The 23,020-nt window shown below is 60.6% G+C and carries 21 protein-coding genes; 9 read left to right on the forward strand and 12 right to left on the reverse strand.

All coding sequences use genetic code 11. The features are described from left to right. Window positions 1–99 precede the first annotated feature (99 nt). The 10 genes from purH to gcbA all read right to left on the reverse strand — a co-directional run bounded on the left by purH (window position 100) and on the right by gcbA (window position 11,957). Window positions 100–1,707, reverse strand: a complete 1,608-nt coding sequence (gene purH / locus ACA043_RS03125; protein WP_401266010.1) for a bifunctional phosphoribosylaminoimidazolecarboxamide formyltransferase/IMP cyclohydrolase — start codon at window positions 1,705–1,707, stop codon at window positions 100–102. Between the two features lie 82 nt (window positions 1,708–1,789). Then, window positions 1,790–2,110, reverse strand: a complete 321-nt coding sequence (fis, locus tag ACA043_RS03130) for a DNA-binding transcriptional regulator Fis (protein ID WP_003221275.1) — start codon at window positions 2,108–2,110, stop codon at window positions 1,790–1,792. After that, the gene (dusB, locus tag ACA043_RS03135) at window positions 2,107–3,117 is read right to left on the reverse strand and encodes a tRNA dihydrouridine synthase DusB (RefSeq protein WP_187678522.1); all 1,011 of its coding nucleotides are present in this window, start codon (window positions 3,115–3,117) and stop codon (window positions 2,107–2,109) included. The genes fis and dusB overlap by 4 nt, the downstream gene beginning before the upstream one ends. A 185-nt stretch (window positions 3,118–3,302) precedes the next feature. Next, window positions 3,303–4,583 carry a DUF3426 domain-containing protein gene (locus tag ACA043_RS03140; RefSeq protein WP_187678521.1) on the reverse strand — a complete coding sequence of 427 codons (1,281 nt, stop codon included), beginning with the start codon at window positions 4,581–4,583 and terminating at the stop codon, window positions 3,303–3,305. A 30-nt stretch (window positions 4,584–4,613) separates the two neighbouring features. Beyond that, window positions 4,614–5,492, reverse strand: coding sequence for a 50S ribosomal protein L11 methyltransferase (prmA, locus tag ACA043_RS03145; RefSeq protein ID WP_187678520.1), 879 nt, complete (start codon window positions 5,490–5,492; stop codon window positions 4,614–4,616). 239 nt (window positions 5,493–5,731) lie between these two features. Continuing rightward, the gene (gene accC / locus ACA043_RS03150; protein ID WP_159813513.1) at window positions 5,732–7,090 is read right to left on the reverse strand and encodes an acetyl-CoA carboxylase biotin carboxylase subunit; all 1,359 of its coding nucleotides are present in this window, start codon (window positions 7,088–7,090) and stop codon (window positions 5,732–5,734) included. Window positions 7,091–7,107: 17 nt separating this feature from the next. Beyond that, window positions 7,108–7,569 carry an acetyl-CoA carboxylase biotin carboxyl carrier protein gene (gene accB / locus ACA043_RS03155; protein ID WP_187678519.1) on the reverse strand — a complete coding sequence of 154 codons (462 nt, stop codon included), beginning with the start codon at window positions 7,567–7,569 and terminating at the stop codon, window positions 7,108–7,110. Between the two features lie 24 nt (window positions 7,570–7,593). After that, on the reverse strand, window positions 7,594–8,049 hold the full coding sequence (aroQ, locus tag ACA043_RS03160; RefSeq protein WP_064585783.1) for a type II 3-dehydroquinate dehydratase: 456 nt from the start codon (window positions 8,047–8,049) through the stop codon (window positions 7,594–7,596). Between the two features lie 239 nt (window positions 8,050–8,288). Then, window positions 8,289–10,235 carry a methyl-accepting chemotaxis protein gene (locus ACA043_RS03165; RefSeq protein ID WP_187678518.1) on the reverse strand — a complete coding sequence of 649 codons (1,947 nt, stop codon included), beginning with the start codon at window positions 10,233–10,235 and terminating at the stop codon, window positions 8,289–8,291. A gap of 51 nt (window positions 10,236–10,286) precedes the next feature. After that, window positions 10,287–11,957, reverse strand: coding sequence for a diguanylate cyclase GcbA (gene gcbA / locus ACA043_RS03170; protein ID WP_187678517.1), 1,671 nt, complete (start codon window positions 11,955–11,957; stop codon window positions 10,287–10,289). Window positions 11,958–12,392: 435 nt separating this feature from the next. Between gcbA and ACA043_RS03175 the strand changes: the two genes are divergently transcribed. From ACA043_RS03175 to ACA043_RS03205, 7 genes are all read left to right on the forward strand, one after another. Beyond that, complete coding sequence (locus tag ACA043_RS03175) at window positions 12,393–13,460, forward strand: DUF2333 family protein (RefSeq protein ID WP_187678516.1); 1,068 nt, start codon at window positions 12,393–12,395, stop codon at window positions 13,458–13,460. Window positions 13,461–13,463: 3 nt separating this feature from the next. Further along, window positions 13,464–14,021 (forward strand): NUDIX hydrolase, encoded by a 558-nt coding sequence (locus ACA043_RS03180; RefSeq protein ID WP_401272161.1) that lies wholly within the window; start codon window positions 13,464–13,466, stop codon window positions 14,019–14,021. Between the two features lie 187 nt (window positions 14,022–14,208). Continuing rightward, window positions 14,209–14,580 carry a translation initiation factor Sui1 gene (locus ACA043_RS03185; RefSeq protein WP_497658602.1) on the forward strand — a complete coding sequence of 124 codons (372 nt, stop codon included), beginning with the start codon at window positions 14,209–14,211 and terminating at the stop codon, window positions 14,578–14,580. Between the two features lie 220 nt (window positions 14,581–14,800). Then, window positions 14,801–16,714, forward strand: coding sequence for an arginine decarboxylase (gene speA, locus ACA043_RS03190; RefSeq protein ID WP_093430253.1), 1,914 nt, complete (start codon window positions 14,801–14,803; stop codon window positions 16,712–16,714). A 233-nt stretch (window positions 16,715–16,947) separates the two neighbouring features. Further along, window positions 16,948–18,297 carry a type VI secretion system Vgr family protein gene (locus tag ACA043_RS03195; protein ID WP_497616302.1) on the forward strand — a complete coding sequence of 450 codons (1,350 nt, stop codon included), beginning with the start codon at window positions 16,948–16,950 and terminating at the stop codon, window positions 18,295–18,297. Next, window positions 18,294–19,088: a DUF4123 domain-containing protein gene (locus tag ACA043_RS03200; RefSeq protein WP_497658603.1), complete on the forward strand. Its 795-nt coding sequence runs from the start codon at window positions 18,294–18,296 to the stop codon at window positions 19,086–19,088. Before ACA043_RS03195 ends, ACA043_RS03200 begins: the two co-directional genes overlap by 4 nt. 11 nt (window positions 19,089–19,099) lie before the next feature. Beyond that, window positions 19,100–19,975, forward strand: coding sequence for an alpha/beta hydrolase (locus tag ACA043_RS03205; RefSeq protein ID WP_497658604.1), 876 nt, complete (start codon window positions 19,100–19,102; stop codon window positions 19,973–19,975). Here the strand turns inward: ACA043_RS03205 and ACA043_RS03210 are convergent. Beyond that, a complete protein-coding gene (locus tag ACA043_RS03210) occupies window positions 19,969–21,318 on the reverse strand; it encodes an MATE family efflux transporter (RefSeq protein WP_187678511.1) in 1,350 nt (449 codons plus the stop codon). The genes ACA043_RS03205 and ACA043_RS03210 overlap by 7 nt on opposite strands. A gap of 215 nt (window positions 21,319–21,533) precedes the next feature. Next, complete coding sequence (locus ACA043_RS03215) at window positions 21,534–21,827, reverse strand: hypothetical protein (RefSeq protein WP_126359744.1); 294 nt, start codon at window positions 21,825–21,827, stop codon at window positions 21,534–21,536. Window positions 21,828–21,961: 134 nt separating this feature from the next. Between ACA043_RS03215 and ACA043_RS03220 the strand changes: the two genes are divergently transcribed. Next, the gene (locus ACA043_RS03220) at window positions 21,962–22,264 is read left to right on the forward strand and encodes a MazG-like family protein (RefSeq protein WP_187678510.1); all 303 of its coding nucleotides are present in this window, start codon (window positions 21,962–21,964) and stop codon (window positions 22,262–22,264) included. Next, window positions 22,264–23,013, forward strand: a complete 750-nt coding sequence (locus ACA043_RS03225) for a methyltransferase (RefSeq protein ID WP_489880646.1) — start codon at window positions 22,264–22,266, stop codon at window positions 23,011–23,013. Before ACA043_RS03220 ends, ACA043_RS03225 begins: the two co-directional genes overlap by 1 nt. The last annotated feature ends 7 nt before the right edge of the window (window positions 23,014–23,020 follow it).

Consider the following 23,020-nt stretch of genomic DNA (forward strand, 5'->3'; position numbering starts at 1 on the left):
GGAGCGAGCCTGCTCGCGAAAGCGGTGTGTCAGTCAAAACAGCTATGACTGACAGATTGCATTCGCGAGCAGGCTCGCTCCCACATTTGAACCGGTGTATCAGTGACGGAAGTGGCGCATGCCGGTGAATACCATCGCGATGCCGGCCTCATCAGCCGCAGCAATCACTTCAGCATCACGCATCGAACCACCTGGCTGGATCACCGCAGTGATACCGACCTTGGCCGCGTTGTCCAGACCGTCGCGGAACGGGAAGAACGCGTCCGATGCCATCACCGAACCTGCTACTTGCAGGCCAGCGTGTTCTGCCTTGATCGCGGCGATACGCGCGGAGTTTACGCGGCTCATCTGGCCAGCGCCGACACCGATGGTCTGACGGTTCTTGGCGTAAACGATCGCGTTGGATTTAACGTACTTGGCGACTTTCCAGGCGAAGATCAGGTCGTTGATTTCCTGTTCGGTCGGTGCGCGCTTGGTCACGACTTTCAGGTCTTCACTGCCGATCATGCCGATGTCGCGGCTCTGCACCAGCAGGCCACCGTTGACGCGCTTGTAGTCCCAGGCCGCAGCGCGGTCAGCCGACCACTCGCCACACGCCAGCAGGCGCACGTTGGCTTTGGCAGCAACGATGGCGCGGGCTTCTTCGCTGACGCTCGGGGCGATGATCACTTCCACGAACTGACGCTCGACGATCGCCTTGGCGGTCTCGGCATCCAGTTCACGGTTGAAGGCGATGATGCCGCCGAACGCCGATTCGGTGTCGGTGGCGTAGGCCAGTTCGTAGGCCTGACGGATGCCGCCTTCGGCGTCCGGGCTCACGGCCACGCCGCACGGGTTGGCATGCTTGACGATTACGCAGGCAGGCTTGACGAAGCTCTTTACGCATTCCAGCGCGGCGTCGGTGTCGGCCACGTTGTTGTACGAGAGTTCCTTGCCCTGCAGTTGGGTCGCGGTGGCGATGCCGACTTCGGCCGGTTTGGCTTCAACGTAGAACGCCGCGCTCTGGTGCGGGTTCTCGCCGTAGCGCATTTCCTGAGCCTTGATGAACTGGCTGTTGAAGGTGCGCGGGAATTCACTGCGGCCTTCAGTGCTCAGTGTCTCGGCAGCCTGATTCACGGTGCCCATGTAGTTGGCGATCATGCCGTCGTAGGCGGCGGTGTGTTCGAACGCCTTGAGCATCAGGTCGAAACGCTGAGCGTAGGTCAGGCCGCCGGCTTTCAAGCCTTCGAGGACGTTGGCGTAATCGCTGGCATTCACCACGATCGCAACGTCTTTATGGTTTTTCGCCGCCGAACGGACCATGGTCGGGCCGCCGATGTCGATGTTTTCGATGGCGGTCGGCAGGTCGCAGCCTGGCTTGTTGATGGTGGCTTCGAACGGGTACAGGTTGACCGCGACCAGATCGATCGGCTTGATGCCGTGTTCGCTCATGATCGCGTCGTCGATACCGCGACGACCGAGGATACCGCCGTGGATTTTCGGGTGCAGGGTTTTCACCCGACCGTCCATCATTTCAGCGAAACCGGTGTAATCCGCGACTTCCACTGCGGCAACGCCGTTGTCGCGCAGCAGCTTGAACGTTCCGCCGGTGGAGAGGATCTCGACGCCCAGCGCTTCAAGCTCCTTGGCGAATTCGAGGATCCCGGTCTTGTCGGAAACGCTGATCAAGGCGCGGCGGATCGGCAGGCGGGTAGTCTGGTCGGTCATCTCAATTTCCATCAAAAGCAAAGGAAGTCAGCAAAAAAGGCGACCGGTTTTACGCGGGCGCCTTTCTGGTTTGATTGAATGCTTACAGCAGATCGTACTGCTTGAGTTTCTTGCGCAGCGTGCCGCGGTTGAGTCCCAGCAGCTCACTGGCCTTGGTCTGGTTGCCCTTGACGTAGTTCATCACGCTTTCGAGCAGGGGAGCCTCGACTTCGGAGAGCACCAGGTTGTACACATCCGTGACGGACGCGCCCTCAAGGTGGGCGAAATAATTGTGCAGCGCCTTCTCGACACTCCCGCGAAGGGTCTGGCCTTCTTCGCTCGGAGTATTGAGGTGCTGTTTCAAATTCACGTTGTCGCTCACGGGTGCTGTTCCACTCACTAAAGTCTCGGTCATCATCGTCATGCGGCCACCCCTTCTTCGTCCCCTGTCAGGCTTTTGTAACGCTCGGCGAAGAACTCCCGAACGTTGGCGCATTGTGTTTCCGTACCATCCAAACGATTGAAGTGGGCGCGAAACTCCCTGGCGCCCGGCAAGGTTGCGAGATACCAGCCCACATGCTTTCGAGCAATGCGCACGCCCATCACGTCCCCATAGAAAGCGTGAAGTGCGGCCAGATGCTCTAGCAGTATGCGTTCCACTTCGATCAGTTGCGGGGCCGGCAATTTCTCGCCGGTACGCAGGTAATGATCGATCTCGCGAAAAATCCATGGCCGCCCTTGGGCGGCACGGCCTACCAACAGGCCATCGGCACCGGTCGCGTCGAGCACGTAGCGGGCCTTTTCCGGCGAATCGATATCGCCATTGGCAAACACCGGGATCGACACAGCCTGCTTGATCGCGGCAATCGTGTCGTACTCGGCTTCGCCGGTGTACAGATCGGCGCGAGTGCGGCCATGCACTGCCAGCGCGGTGATCCCGGCCTGCTCGGCGATCTTTGCCACGGTCAGGCCGTTCTTGTTGTCGCGATCCCATCCGGTGCGGATCTTCAGGGTCACCGGCACATCAACCGCAGCCACGACGGCCTGCAGGATCTCGGTGACCAGTGCTTCATCCTTCAGCAACGCAGAGCCGGCGGCCTTGTTGCAGACCTTTTTTGCCGGGCAACCCATGTTGATATCAATAATCTGTGCGCCCAGTTCGACGTTGGCCCGTGCTGCATCCGCCAGCATCTGCGCGTCGCCACCGGCGATCTGTACCGAGCGTGGTTCGGGATCGCCTTCGTGGATCATGCGCATGCGCGACTTGCGGGTGTTCCACAGGCTCATGTCACTGGTGACCATTTCCGAGACTACAAGCCCCGCGCCCAGACGCTTGCACAGCTGACGAAAGGGCTGGTCGGTGACGCCCGCCATCGGGGCGAGAATCAAGCCGTTCTGTAATGTATATGGGCCGATGCGTACCGCCGACATAGGACTTCCCTGAAGTGGGGCCGGATCATGAGAGTTCGAAAAAGGGTGGGCATGATACCCGCTCTCGATGACTGGATAAAGGCTGAATTGAACAAAATCTGAACAGTTATTCCGTTATCGCCAGCGGTTTGGTTGCGCGGCGCGAAGTCAGAAAATTGCCGTCAATCAAGAAGCGGTGAAGCAATTCACTCGGGCGAGTGAAAACTCAGGCTGTAATTCACCGCTTTCGGGCCTGGATCGAGAATATCCAGAGCGATGTGAATCGGCGTTTGCGGCGGCATCTCCGCCAGACCTTCGAGGTCGCCGTTGAGGTATTCGCCGGGTTTGAAGCGGCGACTGGCGATCAGATGGCCGTTAAGGTCGGCAAAACGCAGTTCCAGCAGCGGAAACGGCTGGGAGAACGTCGCGCGGTTATAGATGATCGCGTCGACCACCAGCGCACCGCTGAACTCCGGATGGCTGCGCACCACCAGATTGCTGCTCTTGATTTTGGCGATGTCGACCTTGGACGGCACTGTGCAACCGATCTGCGGGCAGACTTGCTGGAACCATGGACGATACTGATCCTGACGTGCCAGTTCATCAAAATGATAGGCGATGTATTGGAAAGCCAAACCACCGGCGGCCAGCAGCACCAGCGTCAGCCATAGCAGGCGTCGACCCCACGGCGAGCGGCGTTTCTGCCAGTCCAGTTGCAGCGGGTCGTCAGTCAGGTCCTGCAACACTTCGGCGCGCACGCCGGGTTCTGCGCGTTCGCGTTTTTTGCGCGATGGCTCGATTGCAGGCAGATCGTCGTCATCGGCTTCGTCACTGGCGGACAGGTGCTCGCGACGGGCATTCGGATCAATCGGATCGTGCAGACGCAGTTGCGGGATCGCCGGCTCGTCGTCCAGATCCACCGGTTCCAGCGACAGCGAGGGCTCGGTGCGCGTGGTTTTTACCTGTTCGACGTCAAGGATTTGCGGATCGGCTTCGTCTTCTGCCTCGGGCGTGGGCGTGTGCTCGTCGTCACGCGCACTGAACAGACTGTCGCGCCACACGGTTTCATCGGCTTCGGGGCTATCGCGCCGGGCGCTCAGGGAGTCTTCGCGCGGACGACCGAATTCGGTGGTCGGCTGGATTTCCCGTTGTTCGAGACGGGCGAGTTCTTCGTCCAGATCCAGGCTGTCGAGGTCCAGCTCCGAGGCGCTCCACTGCTTTTGGCTGATGGCGCGCGGCGCGGGCGGCTCGACGATGGCCGGGGGCTCGACAAGCGGTAGCTCCTCGACGGGCAGCGTTTCAATCGGCGGCGCGACCGGCGTCACCGCGTCCTTGCCAGCGTGTTGCTCAAGCAGCTGTTTGGCGGCGTTGAACACTTGCAGGCAAGAGCCGCAGCGAACCACCCCGCGGGCCACGCTCAATTGAGCATGGCTGACACGGAAGCTGGTTTGGCAATGCGGGCACTGAGTGACGAAACTGTCGGTCATGCGGCGATCCGGATTATGCAGGCGGCCATTCTAGCGCCGACGCCCGGTAATGCGCACCCAGCCATCGCGATTGGCGATCGGGTCGAGATCGAAGTCCTGAGCATAAGCGGCAGCGACTTCTTCACCTTGTTCGGCGAGGATGCCAGACAGCGCCAGACGCCCCCCGGACTTGACCAGGCTGGACAGTTGCGGAGCCAGCGAAACCAGCGGGCCGGCCAGAATGTTGGCAACCAGCACGTCGGCTTTGACCTGCGGCAGGTCTTCCGGCAGGTACAGCGGGAACAGCTCGTCGGCAATGTTGTTGCGACCGGCATTGTCACGCGAGGCTTCCAGCGCCTGCACGTCAATGTCGGTGCCGACTGCTTCTTTAGCGCCGAGCAACAGGGCGGCGATGGCCAGAATCCCCGAGCCGCAGCCGAAGTCCAGCACGTTGCAGTCTTTCAGATCCTGGCCGTCGAGCCATTCCAGGCACAGCGCGGTGGTCGGGTGCGTGCCGGTGCCGAACGCCAGACCCGGATCGAGCAGCAGGTTGACCGCGTCAGGCTCCGGAGCGGCGTGCCAGCTCGGCACGATCCACAGGCGCTGGCCGAAACGCATTGGCTGGAAACCGTCCATCCAGCTGCGTTCCCAATCCTGGTCTTCGATGACTTCGCTGTGATGCTCCGGCAGCGGGCTGCCGGTCAGCAATTCCAGATGGGCCAGTACCGGTGCGGCTTCAGTGCCGCCCTCGAACAGGGCCAGCAAGTGCGTGTGCGCCCACAGCGGTGTGGTGTTGAGTTCCGGCTCGAAGATCGGCTGATCTTCGGCGTCCATGAATGTCACCGATACGGCGCCCACTTCAAGGAAAGCGTCTTCGTAGGTTTCGGCTTGTTCCGGGCTGATGGCGAGTCGTACTTGCAGCCAAGGCATGGCGGGCACCTTTGAAAAAATATGATTGCAGCCTAGCGGCCAGCGAGAAGCGCGCAAGTTTACGCGAGCGCGCCGCAGAACACGACTATGGTCGAAGATCAAAAGATCGCAGTCTGCGGCAGCTCCTGCAGGGGAATGCATTACACATGTAGGAGCTGCCGAAGGCTGCGATCTTTTGATATTTACTGCAGAAACAACAAAGCCGCCCGAAGGCGGCTTTGTCTGGTGCGGGCTGAAGCTTAGTGCTTCTCGCCAGCCAGCTTGTGCTCGAGGTAGTGAATGTTCACGCCCCCTTTGCAGAAGCCTTCGTCACGAACCAGATCACGGTGCAGCGGGATGTTGGTCTTGATCCCGTCAACCACGATTTCGTCCAAGGCATTGCGCATGCGCGCCATGGCTTCGTCGCGGGTAGCGCCGTAAGTGATCAGCTTGCCGATCAGCGAGTCGTAGTTCGGCGGAACCGCATAACCGCTGTACAGGTGCGAATCGACGCGAACGCCGTTGCCGCCTGGGGCGTGGAAATGCTTGACCGTGCCCGGGCTCGGCATGAAGGTTTTCGGGTCTTCAGCGTTGATCCGGCATTCCAGCGAGTGACCGCGGATCACCACGTCATCCTGCGTGAACGACAGCTTGTTGCCAGCGGCGATGCTGAGCATCTCCTTGACGATGTCGATACCGGTGACCATTTCCGAAACCGGGTGCTCCACCTGAACACGGGTGTTCATTTCGATGAAGTAGAAACGACCGTTCTCGTACAGGAACTCGAAAGTGCCGGCGCCACGGTAGCCGATGTCGATGCACGCCTTGACGCAGCGAGCCAGAACTTCCTGGCGCGCCTGCTCGTCGATGCCCGGTGCCGGCGCTTCTTCGAGAACCTTCTGGTGACGACGTTGCAGCGAGCAATCGCGGTCGCCCAGGTGGATGGCGTGGCCCTGGCCGTCGGACAGAACCTGGACTTCCACGTGACGCGGGTTGGTCAGGAATTTTTCCAGATACACCATCGGGTTGCCGAACGCCGCGCCTGCTTCGGTGCGGGTCAGTTTGGCGAAGGAAATCAGGTCTTCTTCCTTGTGAACCACGCGCATGCCGCGACCACCACCGCCGCCAGCGGCTTTGATGATCACCGGGTAGCCGACTTCACGACCGATACGCAGCGCCGTTTCTTCGTCTTCCGGCAGTGGGCCGTCAGAACCTGGAACGGTTGGCACACCCGCTTCGATCATCGCGTGCTTGGCCGATACCTTGTCGCCCATCAGGCGAATGGTGTCGGCTTTCGGGCCGATGAAGGCGAAGCCGGAGTTCTCGACCTGCTCGGCAAAATCGGCGTTTTCCGCGAGGAAACCGTAGCCCGGGTGAATGGCGGTAGCGCCAGTCACTTCAGCCGCAGCGATGATGGCCGGGATGTGCAGGTAAGACTGAGCGGCAGACGCCGGGCCGATGCAGACGGATTCGTCTGCCAGACCCAGGTGCATCAGCTCTTTGTCGGCCTTGGAGTAAACGGCGACGGTCTTGATGCCCATCTCTTTGCAGGCACGCAGAATCCGCAGGGCGATCTCACCGCGGTTAGCGATCAGAACTTTTTCCAACTTCGCAGTCATCAAAGGCTCTCCGCAGTTCAAACGATGGTGAACAGCGGTTGGTCGTACTCAACCGGCTGGCCGTCTTCGACGAGGATGGACTCGATCACACCGCTGGTTTCAGCTTCGATGTGGTTCATCATCTTCATGGCTTCAACGATGCACAGGGTGTCGCCTTTCTTCACGGTCTGGCCGACTTCAACGAAGGACGGCGAGGCTGGCGAAGACTTGCGATAGAACGTGCCAACCATCGGCGAACGGGCAACAGTGCCATTCAACGCTGGAGCAGCAGCGGCAGCCGGGGCAGCAGCAGCAACAGGAGCGGCTGCAACAGGTGCGGCAGCCGGTGCTTGCATCGGTGCAGGTGCGTAGTACTGCTGAGCCGGGGTCTTGCTGTGACGGCTGATGCGTACGGACTCTTCGCCTTCCTTGATCTCGAGCTCGTCGATGCCGGACTCTTCCAGCAATTCGATCAGTTTCTTAACTTTACGGATATCCATGAATCATCAACTCCCAAGGGTCGGTCAGGGGCGTATAGCTTGTTGTTCAAGCTGCTCTAGTGCAGCCTCCAGGGCCAGTCGGTAACCGCTGGCGCCAAGGCCGCAGATCACTCCTACCGCTACATCGGAGAAGTAAGAGTGATGGCGGAAAGGTTCGCGTTTGTGCACGTTGGACAAATGCACTTCGATGAATGGGATGCTCACTCCCAGCAGCGCGTCACGTAATGCAACACTTGTATGTGTAAAAGCTGCTGGATTGATCAGGATGAAATCCACACCTTCGCCGCGCGCGGCGTGGATGCGATCGATCAATTCGTACTCGGCATTGCTTTGCAGATGCAGCAGATGATGGCCGGCTTCACGGGCGCGGCGCTCCAGGTCCTGATTGATCTGTGCCAGGGTCGTCGACCCATAGGTGCCCGGTTCGCGGGTGCCGAGCAGGTTCAGGTTGGGGCCGTGCAGCACCAGTAGGGTTGCCATCTGCGTGTCCTTGTTATGAATAAGCAGTCGTCAGAACCCGGCGACTATGCCGCAAAGACTTTGTGACTGTCCAGTTCTATGCAATAGCCAGCACGATGGCCGATGTTTGCGCAAAATTTGTGACCGAGTGATCTGATCCGGTCATTGTGGTGATTGATCTGGCGTTATCGCGAGCAGGCTCGCTCCCACATTGGAATGCACACCTCTGTGGGAGCGAGCCTGCTCGCGAAGGCGATTTATCAGACACGGAAGGCCTGAACGGCCGTATGCAACTGCCCGCCCAATACCAGCAGGTTCTCGCCCTGTTCACGGCCCTGGCCGATGCGCAGCAAGTTATCCCCACCCAATTGATGAATCCGCTCGCTGTGATCGCGAATCTCGCTGACCGCGCCGCTCTGCTGCGCGGTGATATCGGCGATGCGGATCGCTGTGTCGGAAATGGTCTGGATCGCCCCGACGATCTTGTCCAGCGCGCCGTCCGCCGCTTGCGCCTGATTGGCCGTGGCTTCGGCGTGCTCGACCTGAGCGCGCATGCCTTCGACCGATTGCCGGGCGGCGGTTTGCAGGCCGGCGATCAGGGTTTGAATCTCCGCTGTCGCCCCGGCGGTGCGCTGCGCCAGCGAACGCACTTCCTCGGCCACCACGGCAAATCCACGGCCCATTTCCCCGGCGCGTGCCGCTTCAATCGCCGCGTTCAGCGCCAGCAGGTTGGTCTGATCGGCAATCGAGCGGATCACCGTCAATACGCCGCCAATGGTCGCCGACTCTTCGGCCAGATGTTCGATCATCTGCGCGTTGCCTTGCACCTCGCCGACTAAAGCGTGCAGTCCGGTGAGGCTCTGGCCGATGACGGTTTGGCCATGTTCGACGGCCAAACCTGCATGACGGCTGGCATCGGCCGCCTGACGGGCATCCCCGGCGACTTGCTGAATAGTGGCCTCCAGTTCGCCGAGGGAATCGCGAATCAATGCCGTATCCCCGGCCTGATGCTCGGCGCCGCTGTGCAAATCGTTGCTCAGTTCGGCGAGGGTGCGGCTGCTGCCCGCCACTTGCTCGGCGTTGCCGCGAATCGTACCGACCAGATCCACCAGATACGCGCGCAAGCGATTGAGCGACGCTTCGATGTCGTGCAATTCGCGGTTGGTCTTGCCCAGTTGAATGTCTTGACTGAAATCGCCTTCGGCCCAGGTCGACAATGCTGGCGCAAGATTGGTCAGTGTGCGGGCCAGGCGGCGCTGCAGGGTGTCGATAAGCAGTGCGATCAGCAGAATCAGGCCGATCATCACGCCTTGCATCAGTCGTACTTCGCCCTGGATTTGCCCGTGCTGGGCGCGCACTACCGGTTCCAGGCCTGCGATGGCTTGCTGCACGGCAGCGATTTTCAGGTGGGTCGCGGTGCTCAGATCGGTGCGTTTCTGAATCTGCTCGCGGGTGCGTTGCAATTCTGCCGGGTAGCGGCCGAGCAGGCTGTTGAGTTCACGTTTGAGGCCGACACCAGCGTCTTCGGCGACGGCTTTTTCCGTGCTTTCGATGCCCATCATCGCCGCGAAGTCATCACTGCTCGATTCGTTGCTGGCGATCACGCCGAGAAGGGGCAGGGCATCAATCGCCTGCGCCTGAGTGCGGATGTTGTCGACTTCGCGCTCGACGTCAGCGGCCAGTTCGCTGCGGCCGCTGCTGACCAGTTTGTCCCGTGCCAGCGACAGCTTGCCCAGATGCTGTGAGGCGGCGAGCAGTGGCGCGAGCCAAGTCGCGTTGCCATTGGCATAGGTGCTGAGTTGGTCGAGGCTGGCGCTGAGTTCGCGTTCGGCCTGCAACAGCAATGCCTGCGGATCACCGGCGAGTTTGCCGGCGGCGAGCAAGTCGGTTTTGCTGAATTCTTCCAGGCCTGAGATGCTCGGGCGCAGGGTGTCGGCCAGAGCGGGCGGCAGTTCGCCGAGTTCTTTCTGCACGCTATCGATGGCCTGACTGGCGCTGCTCAGACGCAGGGCATCACCGCTGGCGAGGTAATCCTCGACGTTGCGCGCCACCTCGTTCTGAAATTGCTGCGACAGCCCCAAATAACGCTCCATCAACAGATAAGGACGTTCCAGAGCTTTTTGCGACCACCACAGCGTGGCGCCGAGTGCCAGGCACACGGCGACCAGCAGCAGAGTATTGAGATTGGTGAGCAACTTCAGGCGCATGACGGCTACCAACGGCAGAAATGGTAAGCGCCTGAATTTATTGCGATTCTGTTACAGGGTTATGACCGAATCAGTGGATTCCGATGAAAAAGTGGCACTTTGCTTTGTGTCCCGCGCGGTCTGCACCCGATTGCGTCCGGCACCCTTGGCACGGTAAAGCGCCTCGTCGGCCTGGCTGGCCATCATCAGGCTATCGGAGTCATCGCGCATCTCCACAACCCCGGCGCTAAAGGTGCACCACAAGTCTTGCGGCTGGGCCGGGTAATGGATTTCGGCAAAACGCTGGCGAATCTCATCGAGCACTTTGTGCGCGGCTTCGATATCGGTGTCGGGCATGACGATGGCGAACTCTTCGCCACCGTATCGGCCAATGAAATCGGTCTTGCGCAGACGCTGTTTGAGAAACAGTGCCAGGCTTTTGATCACTCGGTCGCCCATCGGATGGCCGTGGCTGTCGTTGACCCGCTTGAAGTGGTCAATGTCGAGCATCGCGAAGCTCAGCGGCTTGTTCTCTCGACGGGCACGGAACGAGCAGTCTTCGAGCAATTGCAGGATGTGCGTGTGGTTGTACAAGCCGGTGAGGCTGTCGCGCACCATCCGCGCTTTCAGATTGCGCGCACGGGCGGCGCGGTTGCGCACGGTGGTAATCAGATGTCGTGGCTTGATCGGTTTGGTGAGGAAGTCGTCGCCGCCTTCGCTCATGGCGTCGAGCTGTTTATCCAGATCGTCCTCGGCCGACAGGTAAATGATCGGCACGCTGACGTAGCGGTCGTTGTGGCGGATCACCTTGGCCAATTCGGTGCCGGTACAGGCCGGCATGTACATGTCGAGGATGATCAGATCCGGCTGGAAGTCCGCCAGTTCGGCCATCGCCTGAATCGGTTCGATCAAGGTACGGGTGACGATCCCGGCGCTGTTGAGCAGGCGCTCGGTGTGCAAGGCCTGGGCGCGGGAGTCATCGATAATCAGCACTTTATAAGGTTCGTACTGGGCGACGCAGGTCAGGACTTCGATCTTCTCCAGCAGGCTCGATGCTTCGAGGGTGCCGGTGAGAAATTCCTGGCCCCCGGCGCGCACTGCGGCGAGACGGGTCGGCGTGTCGGTTTCGTGCAGGCTGAAGAACAACAGCGGCAGCGGCTCATCCAGACCGACCTGAGCTTCGGCGGCGAGCTTCAGGCCTACGCCGGCGCCGCTGAAGTCCACGTCCATGACGATTGCGGCGGGCAAGCGCTCGACCATCGATGAGCGAAACGCCGCCACGCTGTCCAGTGCCTGCGCGCTCAAGCCGAAGAATTCCAGTTGTTTGGCCAGCCGTTCGGCGCGGTCGTAATCCTGCAGCATCACGTAGATCGGTTTGCGCAGCGGCGGCAGGAAAGTCTGATCGAGCTGATCGCCATGGCGCAGGCCGGTACGCGACAAGCGCTGCATCAAACGATTGAGGTCGGTGATCAGGCCGCTACTGAGGCGACCGCGATTGGCGTCCACTGCTTCCAGCGACTGGCCGATGTGGCGCGCGAGCTGGGTGTGCTCAGGCTGTTCGAAGCGCTCGGCAAAACGCAACAGACGCAGGTTGGCCTCGCTCAGTTCGGCGAGGTCGACGGTGGACCATTCACTGCGTTGCAGGCGCTGCCATATCTCAAGAATCTGACGTGCCTGATGAATTACCCGCTGGGCAAAGTGGTGCTTGAGACGCTCACGGCTGGGGTCTTCTGGCTCGGTCATATCCTGACTACTAGTTAGGCTGCATGCTGAGGTCGACTGGTGGCTCTATGCTAGCACCTCTTTTCCCTTAGACGAGTGTCACACGTCAATAATCTGCAATGCGTCACTATTCAGTTTCTGACCGAGCGGTTTTGTTTTTGACCTGTTCGTCGGGCATGTGCCCGAGAGTCAGGGGCTTGCCGCCAAGGCCGGGTAGATTCGGGAAGATTTGCAGCGCCGCTCACATCAGCGTGGTGAATATGCTTTTCGATTGTTTTCAATACTCTGCGCTGATGCGTCAGAGGAGATGACATCAGGGATTCCCCTAGTTCTGACAGATGCGTCAAGCGTACACACGATTTGCGGCTTATCTTTACTGGCGGGTGCCGGCCCAAGGCACGTTGTTGTATGGTTGTGGTCGAACCGTTGAACCCAAGTGATTGAAAGGATATCGCCATGCTGGACTGGAAAAACCGCGCGGGCGCCGCGCCTGAACGTGCCGCCGAGCCCAAGTCGGCCACCCGCAGCTATGTTGGCGGGCTGTTGTTCAGCCGCGCGCTGGCCACCCTGGTCGGCATTTACCTGTTGGTAACCATCGGTCTTGGTTGGTACTGGAGCCAGGAACCGGCGCTGTTTCCCGTGGCGCAGAACGCACAAGTGGCTGCCGAGAAAGAAGGCAAGCAGATGGTCATCGGCTACACCACGGTGGAAACCCTGAAATCCGTCGCCGGCACCCTGCTCGACAAGCCGGGCGGCTACATTTCCAACGACCGCTTCCCGCCGGGCTTGTGGATGGACAACACGCCGAGCTGGGAATACGGCGTGCTGGTGCAGGTGCGTGACCTGACCCGCGCCCTGCGCAAAGACTTTGCCCGTTCGCAATCGCAATCGGCCGAAGACGCCGATCTGGCCAAGGCCGAACCGCGCTTCAACTTCGACAACAAGAGCTGGATCCTGCCGTCCAGCGAGTCGGAGTATCAGGAAGGCATCAATTCCCTGAGCCGCTATCAGGCACGTCTGTCTGATCCATCGCAGAAAAACGCGCTGTTCTATGCCCGCGCCGACAACCTGAACAACTGGCTGGGCGATGTCGGCACCCGTCTGGGTTCGTTGTCCCAGCGACTGTCGGCCAGTGTCGGTCGAGTCAAACTCAATACGGCGCTGAAAACCGAAACACCGGCTGTGGGTGAAGTACCGCAGGTTGATGAAGAAATCGTCGAAACCCCGTGGATGCAGATCGACAACGTGTTCTACGAAGCGCGTGGTCAGGCCTGGGCACTGTCGCATCTGCTGCGTGCCATCGAAGTCGACTTCGCCGACGTACTGGCGAAGAAGAACGCTACGGTCAGCGTGCGTCAGATCATTCGTGAACTGGAGGCTTCGCAAGAGCCTGTCTGGAGCCCGATGATTCTCAACGGCAGCGGCTTCGGCGTGCTGGCCAACCACTCGCTGGTCATGGCCAACTATATTTCCCGGGCCAACGCGGCAGTCATCGACTTGCGTCAACTGCTCAACCAGGGTTGATTCATGAGCCACAACGCCAAAGAGGCGGCCCATCGCGCCGCCTCGGATGCCGAACAGATCGCCTGGGTCGACGAGCAGGACAACCTGCTCGGCGCCTTGGTGCGTGCCGATTTGCGCGAACGCGGGCTGATCGGGCGGGGCACTTACATCATGTTGTTCAATTCCGCTGGTGAGCTTTGTGTGCATCGGCGCACCTTGAGCAAAGCCATTTATCCCGGTTACTGGGACGTGGCGGCGGGCGGCATGGTGCAAGCCGATGAAACCTACGCCGAATCGGCGGCCCGTGAGCTGGAAGAAGAGTTGGGCGTCAGTGGCGTGGAACTCACCGCTCACGACCATTTCTACTTCGAGGACACCGGCAACCGCCTGTGGTGCTCGGCGTTTTCCGCCGTGTGGGATGGGCCTCTGAAACTGCAACCGGAAGAAGTGCTGGAAGCGCGCTTTATCCCGGTCGAGCAAGTCATGCAGGAAATCCAGCGAAAGCCCTATTGCCCGGACTCTTTGGCAGCGTTGCAGCGCTATCTCAAGGCTCAACAAAACGACGTCGCAAAGAACACATAAATTGGCGCCGATTGGCACTTAGCAATTGGGTTTTTTGCCGTTACACTGCGCGACCTTTTCAAGCTGTACCGGCCTGCGTTTGTTGAAGCATCGGTGCAGTAGCGCTGCCCCTGCCTGAGTGGGGCTTCGCGGTCGATGACCTTGCCCAAGGTCGCGATCAGTCTTTGTCCTCCCAAGAGGATTGCCGGTGGCCAAAAAAGCCGCATCCTTCGCCGCCCTGGGCGGTCTGGTATTTTCCACCGACGCAGGTCGTCATTGCCCGGAATGCAGTAAGCCGGTTGACGCCTGTATCTGCAAACAAACCGTGATCCCGGCCGGAGACGGCATTGCCCGCGTGCGTCGCGAAAGCAAAGGCCGTGGCGGCAAGACGGTGACCACCATCACCGGCTTGCCCCTGGCCGAAGACGCACTCAAGGAGCTGGCTACAACGTTGAAGAAACGTTGCGGCACCGGCGGAGCCTTGAAAGACGGGATCATCGAAATCCAGGGCGATCATGTCGAGCTACTCTTGGCTGAACTGATCAAGCACGGTTTCAAAGCGAAGAAGTCCGGCGGCTAGCAGCCTCTGTGAAAACCACCTGCGGCTTGATCCGGTGCTGATGGTTGTCAGTTCCGGCGTCGTCTCCATGGTTTTCACAGAGCCTGTTCATGACCGGTTTCTAAACTCCACGCGGTCAGCGCGGTCTACCGCCGCGCTGACGAACCGTCATTTTCATTCTTTAGACTGCGCCAGCCTGCATTTCAGGTAACGCACTATGACTTCTTTATAGGGGACTTCGATGTCCGTACGACGCACACGCAAAGACGATGGCAGCCAATGGACAGTTGCGGACAGCCGCAGTGTTTACGGGATTCGCCATTGGGGGGCCGGGTATTTCGCGATCAATGACGCCGGTCGCGTCGAAGTTCGTCCGAACGGCCCGAGCAGCTCGCCTATCGACCTGTTCGAGCAAGTCGACCAACTGCGCAAAAGCGGTTTGTCCTTGCCGTTGCTGGTTCGTTTCCCCGACATCCTGCAAGACCGTGTACGTCAGTTGACCGGCGCCTTCGATTCGAACATCGAGCGCCTGGAATACCAGAGCAAGTACACCGCGCTTTACCCGATCAAGGTTAACCAGCAAGAAGCGGTGATCGAGAACATCATCGCCACCCAGGACGTCTCCATCGGTCTGGAAGCCGGCTCCAAGCCTGAGCTGCTGGCGGTGCTGGCACTGGCGCCGAAGGGCGGCACCATCGTCTGCAACGGCTACAAGGACCGCGAGTTCATCCGTCTGGCGCTGATGGGCCAGAAGCTCGGCCACAACGTGTTCATCGTGATCGAGAAAGAATCCGAAGTCGGTCTGGTGATCGAAGAGGCCGCCTCGCTGAAGGTCAAGCCACAGGTTGGCCTGCGCGTGCGTCTGTCGTCGCTGGCGTCGTCGAAGTGGGCGGACACCGGTGGCGAGAAATCCAAATTCGGTCTGTCGGCGGCGCAGTTGCTGTCGGTGGTCGAGCGCTTCCGCGCGGCCGGCCTGGATCAGGGCATTCGCCTGCTGCACTTCCACATGGGTTCGCAGATTGCCAACCTGGCTGACTATCAGCACGGCTTCAAAGAAGCGATCCGTTACTACGGCGAGCTGCGCAATCTCGGTCTGCCGGTCGATCACATCGACGTCGGTGGCGGTCTGGGCGTTGACTACGACGGCACCCACTCGCGCAACGCCAGTTCGATCAACTACGACATGGACGATTACGCCGGTGTCGTGGTCGGCATGCTCAAGGAATTCTGCGATGCGCAGAGCCTGCCGCATCCGCACATTTTCTCCGAAAGCGGCCGTTCGCTGACCGCGCACCACGCCATGCTGGTGGTGCAGGTGACCGACGTCGAGAAACACAACGACGAAATCCCGCTGATCGAAAACAAGGAAAACCTGCCGGAAACCGTGCAGTGGCTGGTTGACCTGCTCGGCCCTACAGATATTGAAATGGTCACCGAGACCTACTGGCGCGCCACCCACTACATGAGCGACGTGGCTGCACAGTACGCCGACGGCAAGCTGACCCTGGCTGAAAAAGCCCTGGCCGAGCAGTGCTACTTCGCGGTGTGCCGTCGCCTGCACAACTCGCTCAAAGCACGTCAGCGTTCGCACCGCCAAGTGCTCGACGAACTCAACGACAAACTGGCCGACAAGTACATCTGCAACTTCTCGGTGTTCCAGAGCCTGCCGGACACCTGGGCAATCGATCAGGTGCTGCCGATCATCCCGCTGCACCGTCTCGACGAAGAGCCGCTGCGTCGCGCGGTGCTGCAGGATCTGACCTGCGACTCCGACGGCAAGATCAACCAGTACGTCGACGAGCAGAGCATCGAGACCAGTCTGCCGGTGCACGGTTTGAACGAAGGTGAAGACTACCTGCTGGGCGTGTTCCTGGTCGGCGCCTATCAGGAAATCCTCGGCGACATGCACAACCTGTTCGGTGACACCGACTCGGTGAACATCTATCAGAACGCCGATGGCAGCGTGTACCACGCCGGCATCGAAACCCACGACACCATCGAAGACATGCTGCGTTACGTGCACCTGTCGCCGGAAGAACTGATGACTCACTATCGCGACAAATGCGCCAGTGCCCGTATCAGTGCCAGCGAGCGCACGCAATTTCTCGATGCCTTGCGTCTGGGCCTGACCCGCTCCTCCTACCTGTCTTCCTGAGGCCAGGTTGCGATCTCGCCGGGTTGTCTGAAATTTTCCCGCAGGCTGTGGAAAATTCGGATGACCCGGTGGGATACATCCCAAAATCTTCGCGAAATGCTTGGCTATCCTGGCCAGCAAAGTCATCCGGTCTGCTTTTCGCGTAGGTCATTTCCTAAGTTGTACTTCAGCTCTCTACTCGGCCATGGCTCTCGGCGAGAATCCCCGACCGCCCCTCCTGTAGAGATCCGCCTATGTTCGATCCAGTCAACGAGTCGTCGTTTCGTCTCGATGTAGCGGGCCTGTCTGACCCTTTCGAAGTCCTGGCCTTTACCGGTAGCGAAGCCCTCAACGAACCCTTTGCGTTCGAGATCGATGTGTTGATCGACGATCCGCAACTGGACCTTGCCGGCCTGCTTTACCGTTCGGCTTTCCTGTGTTTCGGCCCGTCGGGGGAGGGCGTGCACGGGCAATTGCAGAGCCTTGTCCAGCATGAGCAGGGGCACGGTTCCAGACTGAGCCGGATCCGCCTGGGGCCGAAACTTGGCTGCCTCGATCTGCGGATCAGTCAACGGATTTTCAGTGGCCGTTCGGTGCCACAGATCATTGAGCAAGTGCTCAGGGAGCACGGCATCGTCGGCGCGCAGCGCCGCTTCGAGTTGCGTGGCGACTACCCGGCGCGCACGTTCTGCACGCAATACCGTGAATCGGATCTGCAACTGCTGCAACGCTTGTGCGCGCAGGCGCGGATTCACTATTTCTTCGAGCACCAGCGCGGCGGCCATTGCCTGGTATTCGGCGATGATCCGGCGCAGTTGCCGTTGGCTGACGCCGCGTTGTATCAGGGCGAGCCCGGCGATCCTTTTGCCGGGCCCGCGGTACACCATTGGCAATTGCAGGAAACGTGTCAGGCCGAAGGCACCTGGCTGGCACCACAGGCCGAAGGACGCAGTGACCTGGCGGCGTTGCGTAGCGGCCAATGGCTGCGTCTGGTCGGGCATCCCTTCGCCGAATGCAATCGCCATTGGTTGCTGACCAAGGTGGAACACAGCGCCGATCCGGCCCTTGATCTGCCTTATGCCAACCGGTTGTTCGGTGCGCAGCAGGTGCCAGCGTGTGCGTCGGCCGCCGAGCCGTCGAGACTGCGTATGCACAGTCTGCAACGGGCCTGGGTGGTGGCGGTCGACGAACCGCAGCCCGATCATTTTCGCCCGGTGGCGGTGCAGTTCGACTGGCTCTATCAGGGTGAAGGTGCGGCGCCGAGTCACTGTTGGCTGCCGCTCGCGCCAGCCTTGGCTGATGCGCCGCTGGCGGCGCTGGGCGATGGCGTCGAGGTAGTGGTGAGCTTCTTTGAAGGCGATCCGGATCAGCCGATGATCAGCGGGGTTCTGCAACCACCGGTTGCCGCCCCGAACATCACCGATGACCCGCCACCACCATTGCCGGAGAAATTGGTCAGTGAAGGCTTGCAGCAATTGCTGACGTCCGGCGAGCCGCTTTTGTTGCTATGCCTGATGCCCGGAGGCGGCAGTTTCAGCCACTGCACAGAGGTCGTCTGCAGTTGTCGGTTACTCACCGCGCTTGAACAGAGCGGCGCAACATGAGCGGTGCGGCGCTGGAGCCGATGGCGCAATGGCTGTTGCTCGACGGCCCGGATGCAGCGCGGGCCTTGACGTTACTGCGACAGGCTTTCGCCGACGTGCGGCGCTTCTGGCTGTTTGACGGTACCGAGTTCGAGCCGGTCAGCGAGCACGGCCCGGTGCTGATCGACCTGCGTGATAGCCAGGCGCTGGGGTCGTTGTGTCAACGCGATCCGGATACCTGGCGCGGCTTGCTGCTCGGCAGCGAGGCGCCGGCGCCTGAACTGCTGAGCCACTTGCAACGCATGCTCACGGTCTCGTTCGGATTGAACCATCGGGCCTTGCTCAGTTATTACAATCGCCAGACCGCCAGCTATTTCTTCGACGCCTGTGACGCTGGCGAATTGAGTCGCTGGCTTGGCCCGATCCGCCAATTGCGCTGGTTCGGTGGCACCTGGGCCGATCGTGCGATTGGCAGTCAGGGCTGGCAGCAGTTGCGCAACCCCGGGCTTGCCGTAGAACCATTGAACATCGAAGAAAGCCTTACGCGACGGCAGCGCGAACGCCTGCAAACCTGCCTGTTGGAGCAGCACATCTGGCGCTGGTGCCAATCATTCGGAACCGATTACGTAACGATGGCCTCCCATGTTCAACAGGGTCTGGCGCTGGGCTTCAGCGACCGCAGTGTGCTCGATGGCTGGTTGTGGCTACGCTTGCTGCATCCGCGTGCCGTGCTGGTGCCGCCGCCGGTGGGGCTGACCCAGCAGGAGCGGCTCGACCATGTGCGTCGCCAATGGGGTGGCGATCAATCGTGAGGTTCACGCGTATGGCAGGTTTTTTCCGGCAAGGGTTCGGCGCAGTGATCGGCGCTTTAGTACTGTTGCTGCTCAGTGCGTGTTCGCCGGTAAAACTGCTCAATGCGCTGACCCCGGATAGCACGTTTGAAAAAACCACGGGCATTGCCTACGGTGACGATCCCCGGCAGAAGCTCGATGTCTACGTGCCGCGTGATGCATTGGCCGATGCGCCGGTCGTGGTGTTTTTCTACGGTGGCAGCTGGAACAGCGGCGCGCGCGAGGATTACGCTTTTGTTGGCGAGGCGCTGGCGTCCCGGGGGATTGTCGCGGTCGTGGCGGATTATCGGTTGTATCCGCAGGTGCGTTATCCACTGTTTCTTGAAGACAACGCGCGGGCGGTGGCGTGGACCCGTGCGCACATTCGCGAGTTTTCCGGTAATCCGCAGCGCTTGTATCTGATGGGGCACAGCTCCGGTGGCTACAACGCGGCGATGCTGGCGCTGGATGGCGACTTGCTCGCAGCGGTGGGGATGTCGCCCAAGGACATCAGTGGCTGGATCGGTCTGGCCGGGCCGTACGATTTTCTGCCAATCGTGAATCCTGATGTGCGCCCGGTGTTTTTCTGGCCGGACTCACCGCCGCAATCGCAGCCGATCAACCATGTCAATCGCGGCGCGCCGCCAGCGCTGCTGATTGCTGCGAGCAAGGATAATCTGGTCAACCCGACGCGAAACACCGGCGGTCTCGCCCATAAACTGCGCGAGGCGGGTGTGCCGGTGCAGGACTTGTATTACTCGAGACCCAATCACATCACGCTGGTGGCGACATTGTCACGGCCACTGCGGCGGCTGGCGCCGGTGCTCGATCAAGTGGTCGGCTTTATCGAACACACGCCGGCTCAGTGAGCAGCGCCGTTAAACCAGCCGTCATTACGCTTGAGCCACAGGGCCTGTGCGCCGAGCGTCAGGCTGCGCAGCACCATGAACAGCAGGAACGTAATCCACAGGCCATGATTGCCCAGACCTTGCAATGCCCAGGCGAATGGCACCAGCAGAACCACCGTCAGCAGCATGCCATTGCGCATTTCCCGGGCGCGGGTGGCGCCGATGAACAGGCCGTCGAGCAGGTAGCTCCAGACCGCAATCAATGGCAGCACGGCGAGGTAAGGCAGGTAGACGAACGCGGTGTCGCGCACGCTCTGGATGTTGGTCTGCATCTCGATGAACAAATGCCCGGCCAGTAAAAACAGCAGGGCAAAGCCAAGGCTGGCGATCAGCGACCAGCCACCGGACACCACCAGCGAGCGGCGCAAGGCCAGGCGATCGCGGGCGCCGATGGCATGTCCGCACAGGGCTTCGACCGCGTGAGCCAGACCGTCCAGCGCGTGGGCCGTCAGCAGCAAGCCGTTGAGCAACAGCGCGTTGGCGGCGACCGTCGCATCACCGAGTCGCGCGCCTTGCACGGTGATCAGGAAAAACACCGATTGCAGGGCCAGACTGCGGATGAAAATGTCGCGGTTGACCGCCAGCAGCGGGCGCCAGCTCTGCCACACTTTCAGCGCAGCCCAGGCGATGTGCCCGGGATAGGCGCGCAAGGCTTTGCGGGTCAGCAGCAGACCGAGCAGGGCGCCGCTCCATTCGGCAATCACCGAGGCCCGGGCCGAGCCGACCACGCCCCAGTCCAGACCGATGACGAACCACAGATTCAGCGCAATGTTGATCAGGTTGGTGGTCAGCAGAATCGCCAGCGGCGCCCGGGCGTTCTGGGTGCCGAGGAACCAGCCGACCAGCGCATAACTGGCCAGTGCGGCAGGCAGCCCGAACAGTCGGGTGTGGAAGAAGTCGCGAGTGAGCTGATCGAGTTCCGCCGACGGCTGCATAAAGTGCAGCGCAACGCCGCTTAGCGGCACGCCCAAGGTGCCGAGAACCAGCGCCAGCCCCATCGCCAGCAGCAGCCCTTGCAAGAGAATCTGCCGCAACGCCGCGCCATCGCTGCGCCCTGCTGCCTGAGCGGCGAAGCCAGTGGTGCCCATGCGCAGAAAACCCATGGCCCAGGCGAGAAAGGTGTACAGACTGGCGCCAACCGCCACGGCGCCCAATTGATGAGCGTGGGGCAAGTGGCCGATGACGGTGCTGTCGACCAGCGCTACCAGCGGCACGGAAATATTGGAGAGGATCATCGGCGCGGCAAGCACCCAGACCTTGCGGTGAGTCGGGCGGTCGCGCCAGTCGGCAATCAGGTTGGACATGCGGGCTCCTTGGGGGAGCGGGGATTGTAGCGGTTCGTTGGGGATTTGCTTTGCTCGGATAACCAGCCCCTCACCCCAGCCCTCTCGCGAGGGAGAGGGAGCCGATCTTCATGCTGCTCAACCCTGAAGTTTCAGGTCGGCGTATAGCTGAAGAACAACTCGGTCGGCCCCCTCTCCCCTTGGGAGAGGGCTGGGGTGAGGGGTTTTATGTGAGGTCAGTGAATAATCCAGCTCAACAACCACAACCCCAGCAGCAACCAGATAATCCCGGCAATGATCGACGCATTCATGAACGCGCGAATCGCCGACCACAGCAGCATCAACCCGACGATCAGCGCGATGATGCTGATGATCGAAGTGTCCATCCCCAGCGTCTTGGCCAACCCATCGACAAAGTTGCCGCCGGCATTGCTCAGCATGTTGAACAAGCCACTGAGGCCATCGACGATAAAGCGGATGACCGAACCGAGTGCCTGGCCGAGCCATTCGAAAAAGCTTTCTACCTGCATGTGTGCATCCTGATGAAAGAGCTGAGCCTTGGGCCACAACGCAGGTGGCCGAGTTCCCTGCAAGCATAGAGCTTTCTTTGGCCCTTGCCTTCAACCGGCAACCCCCCGAAGCTATACGCCTTCAGGAGAGCCCGATGAACCTTGTTGAACTGACCGAACGCCTGCATGCCATTCGCGACCGCAATGACTGGCGGCAATTTCACAGCCCGAAAAACCTCGCCATGGCCGCCAGCGTCGAGATGTCTGAACTGGTGGAGATTTTCCAGTGGCTGACGGAAGACCAGTCGCGCCAGTTGCCGGCGGACAAACTCGCCCACGCCGGGCAGGAAGTCGGCGATATCGTCCTGTATCTGTTGCTGCTGTGCAGCGAATTGGGGTTGGACATGAATGAAGTGGTGCGCAGCAAGCTCGCCGACAGCGAACGGCGGTTCGGCTGATGAGCGACCGGCATTTCGATCAGTTGGCGACCCGTTTCGCTGAAAAAATCTACGGCGGTGCCAAGGGTGCGATTCGCCTTGCAGTATTGCAGGCTGACCTTGCCGAAGCACTGCCGGATCGTCCGTTGCGGGTGCTCGACATCGGTGGCGGTCTGGGCCACATGTCGTTGTGGCTGGCCGAGCGCGGGCACGACGTGACCTTTACCGAGCCGGCCGAGCCGATGCTCGAAGGCGCCCGCCAGCGGTTCGCCGAAGCGGGGCAGACGGCGACGTTTATTCAGGCGCCGTGGCAGGAACTGCTCGGGCAACTCACCGAACCCTATGATCTGGTGATCTGCCACGCCGTGCTGGAATGGCTGTCCGAACCCCACGCAATCCTGCCGGTGCTGCATCAATTGACCAAACCCGGTGGCTGGCTGTCGCTGGCGTTCTACAACCGCGACGCGCTGATCTACCGCAATCTGCTCAAGGGCCATTTCAAGAAAATGCGCAAGAACGTCATGGCTGGCGAGAAACAGAGCCTGACCCCGCAGATGCCGCTTGACCCACGAGAATTGGCAACGCAACTCGAAGGCTTGTGGCAGGTCGAAAGCCAAAGCGGGGTGCGGGTTTTCCACGACTACATGCCGGTGGAGTTCCAGGCCCGCGCCGAACTCGTGGATTTGCTCGAGATGGAACTCGCCCACCGTCGTCACCCAAGCTTCGCCGGGCTTGGGCGCTACCTGCACTGGATCTGCCGGCCGATCTGATCGGAGC

The organism is Pseudomonas sp. LBUM1648 (assembly GCF_059716145.1).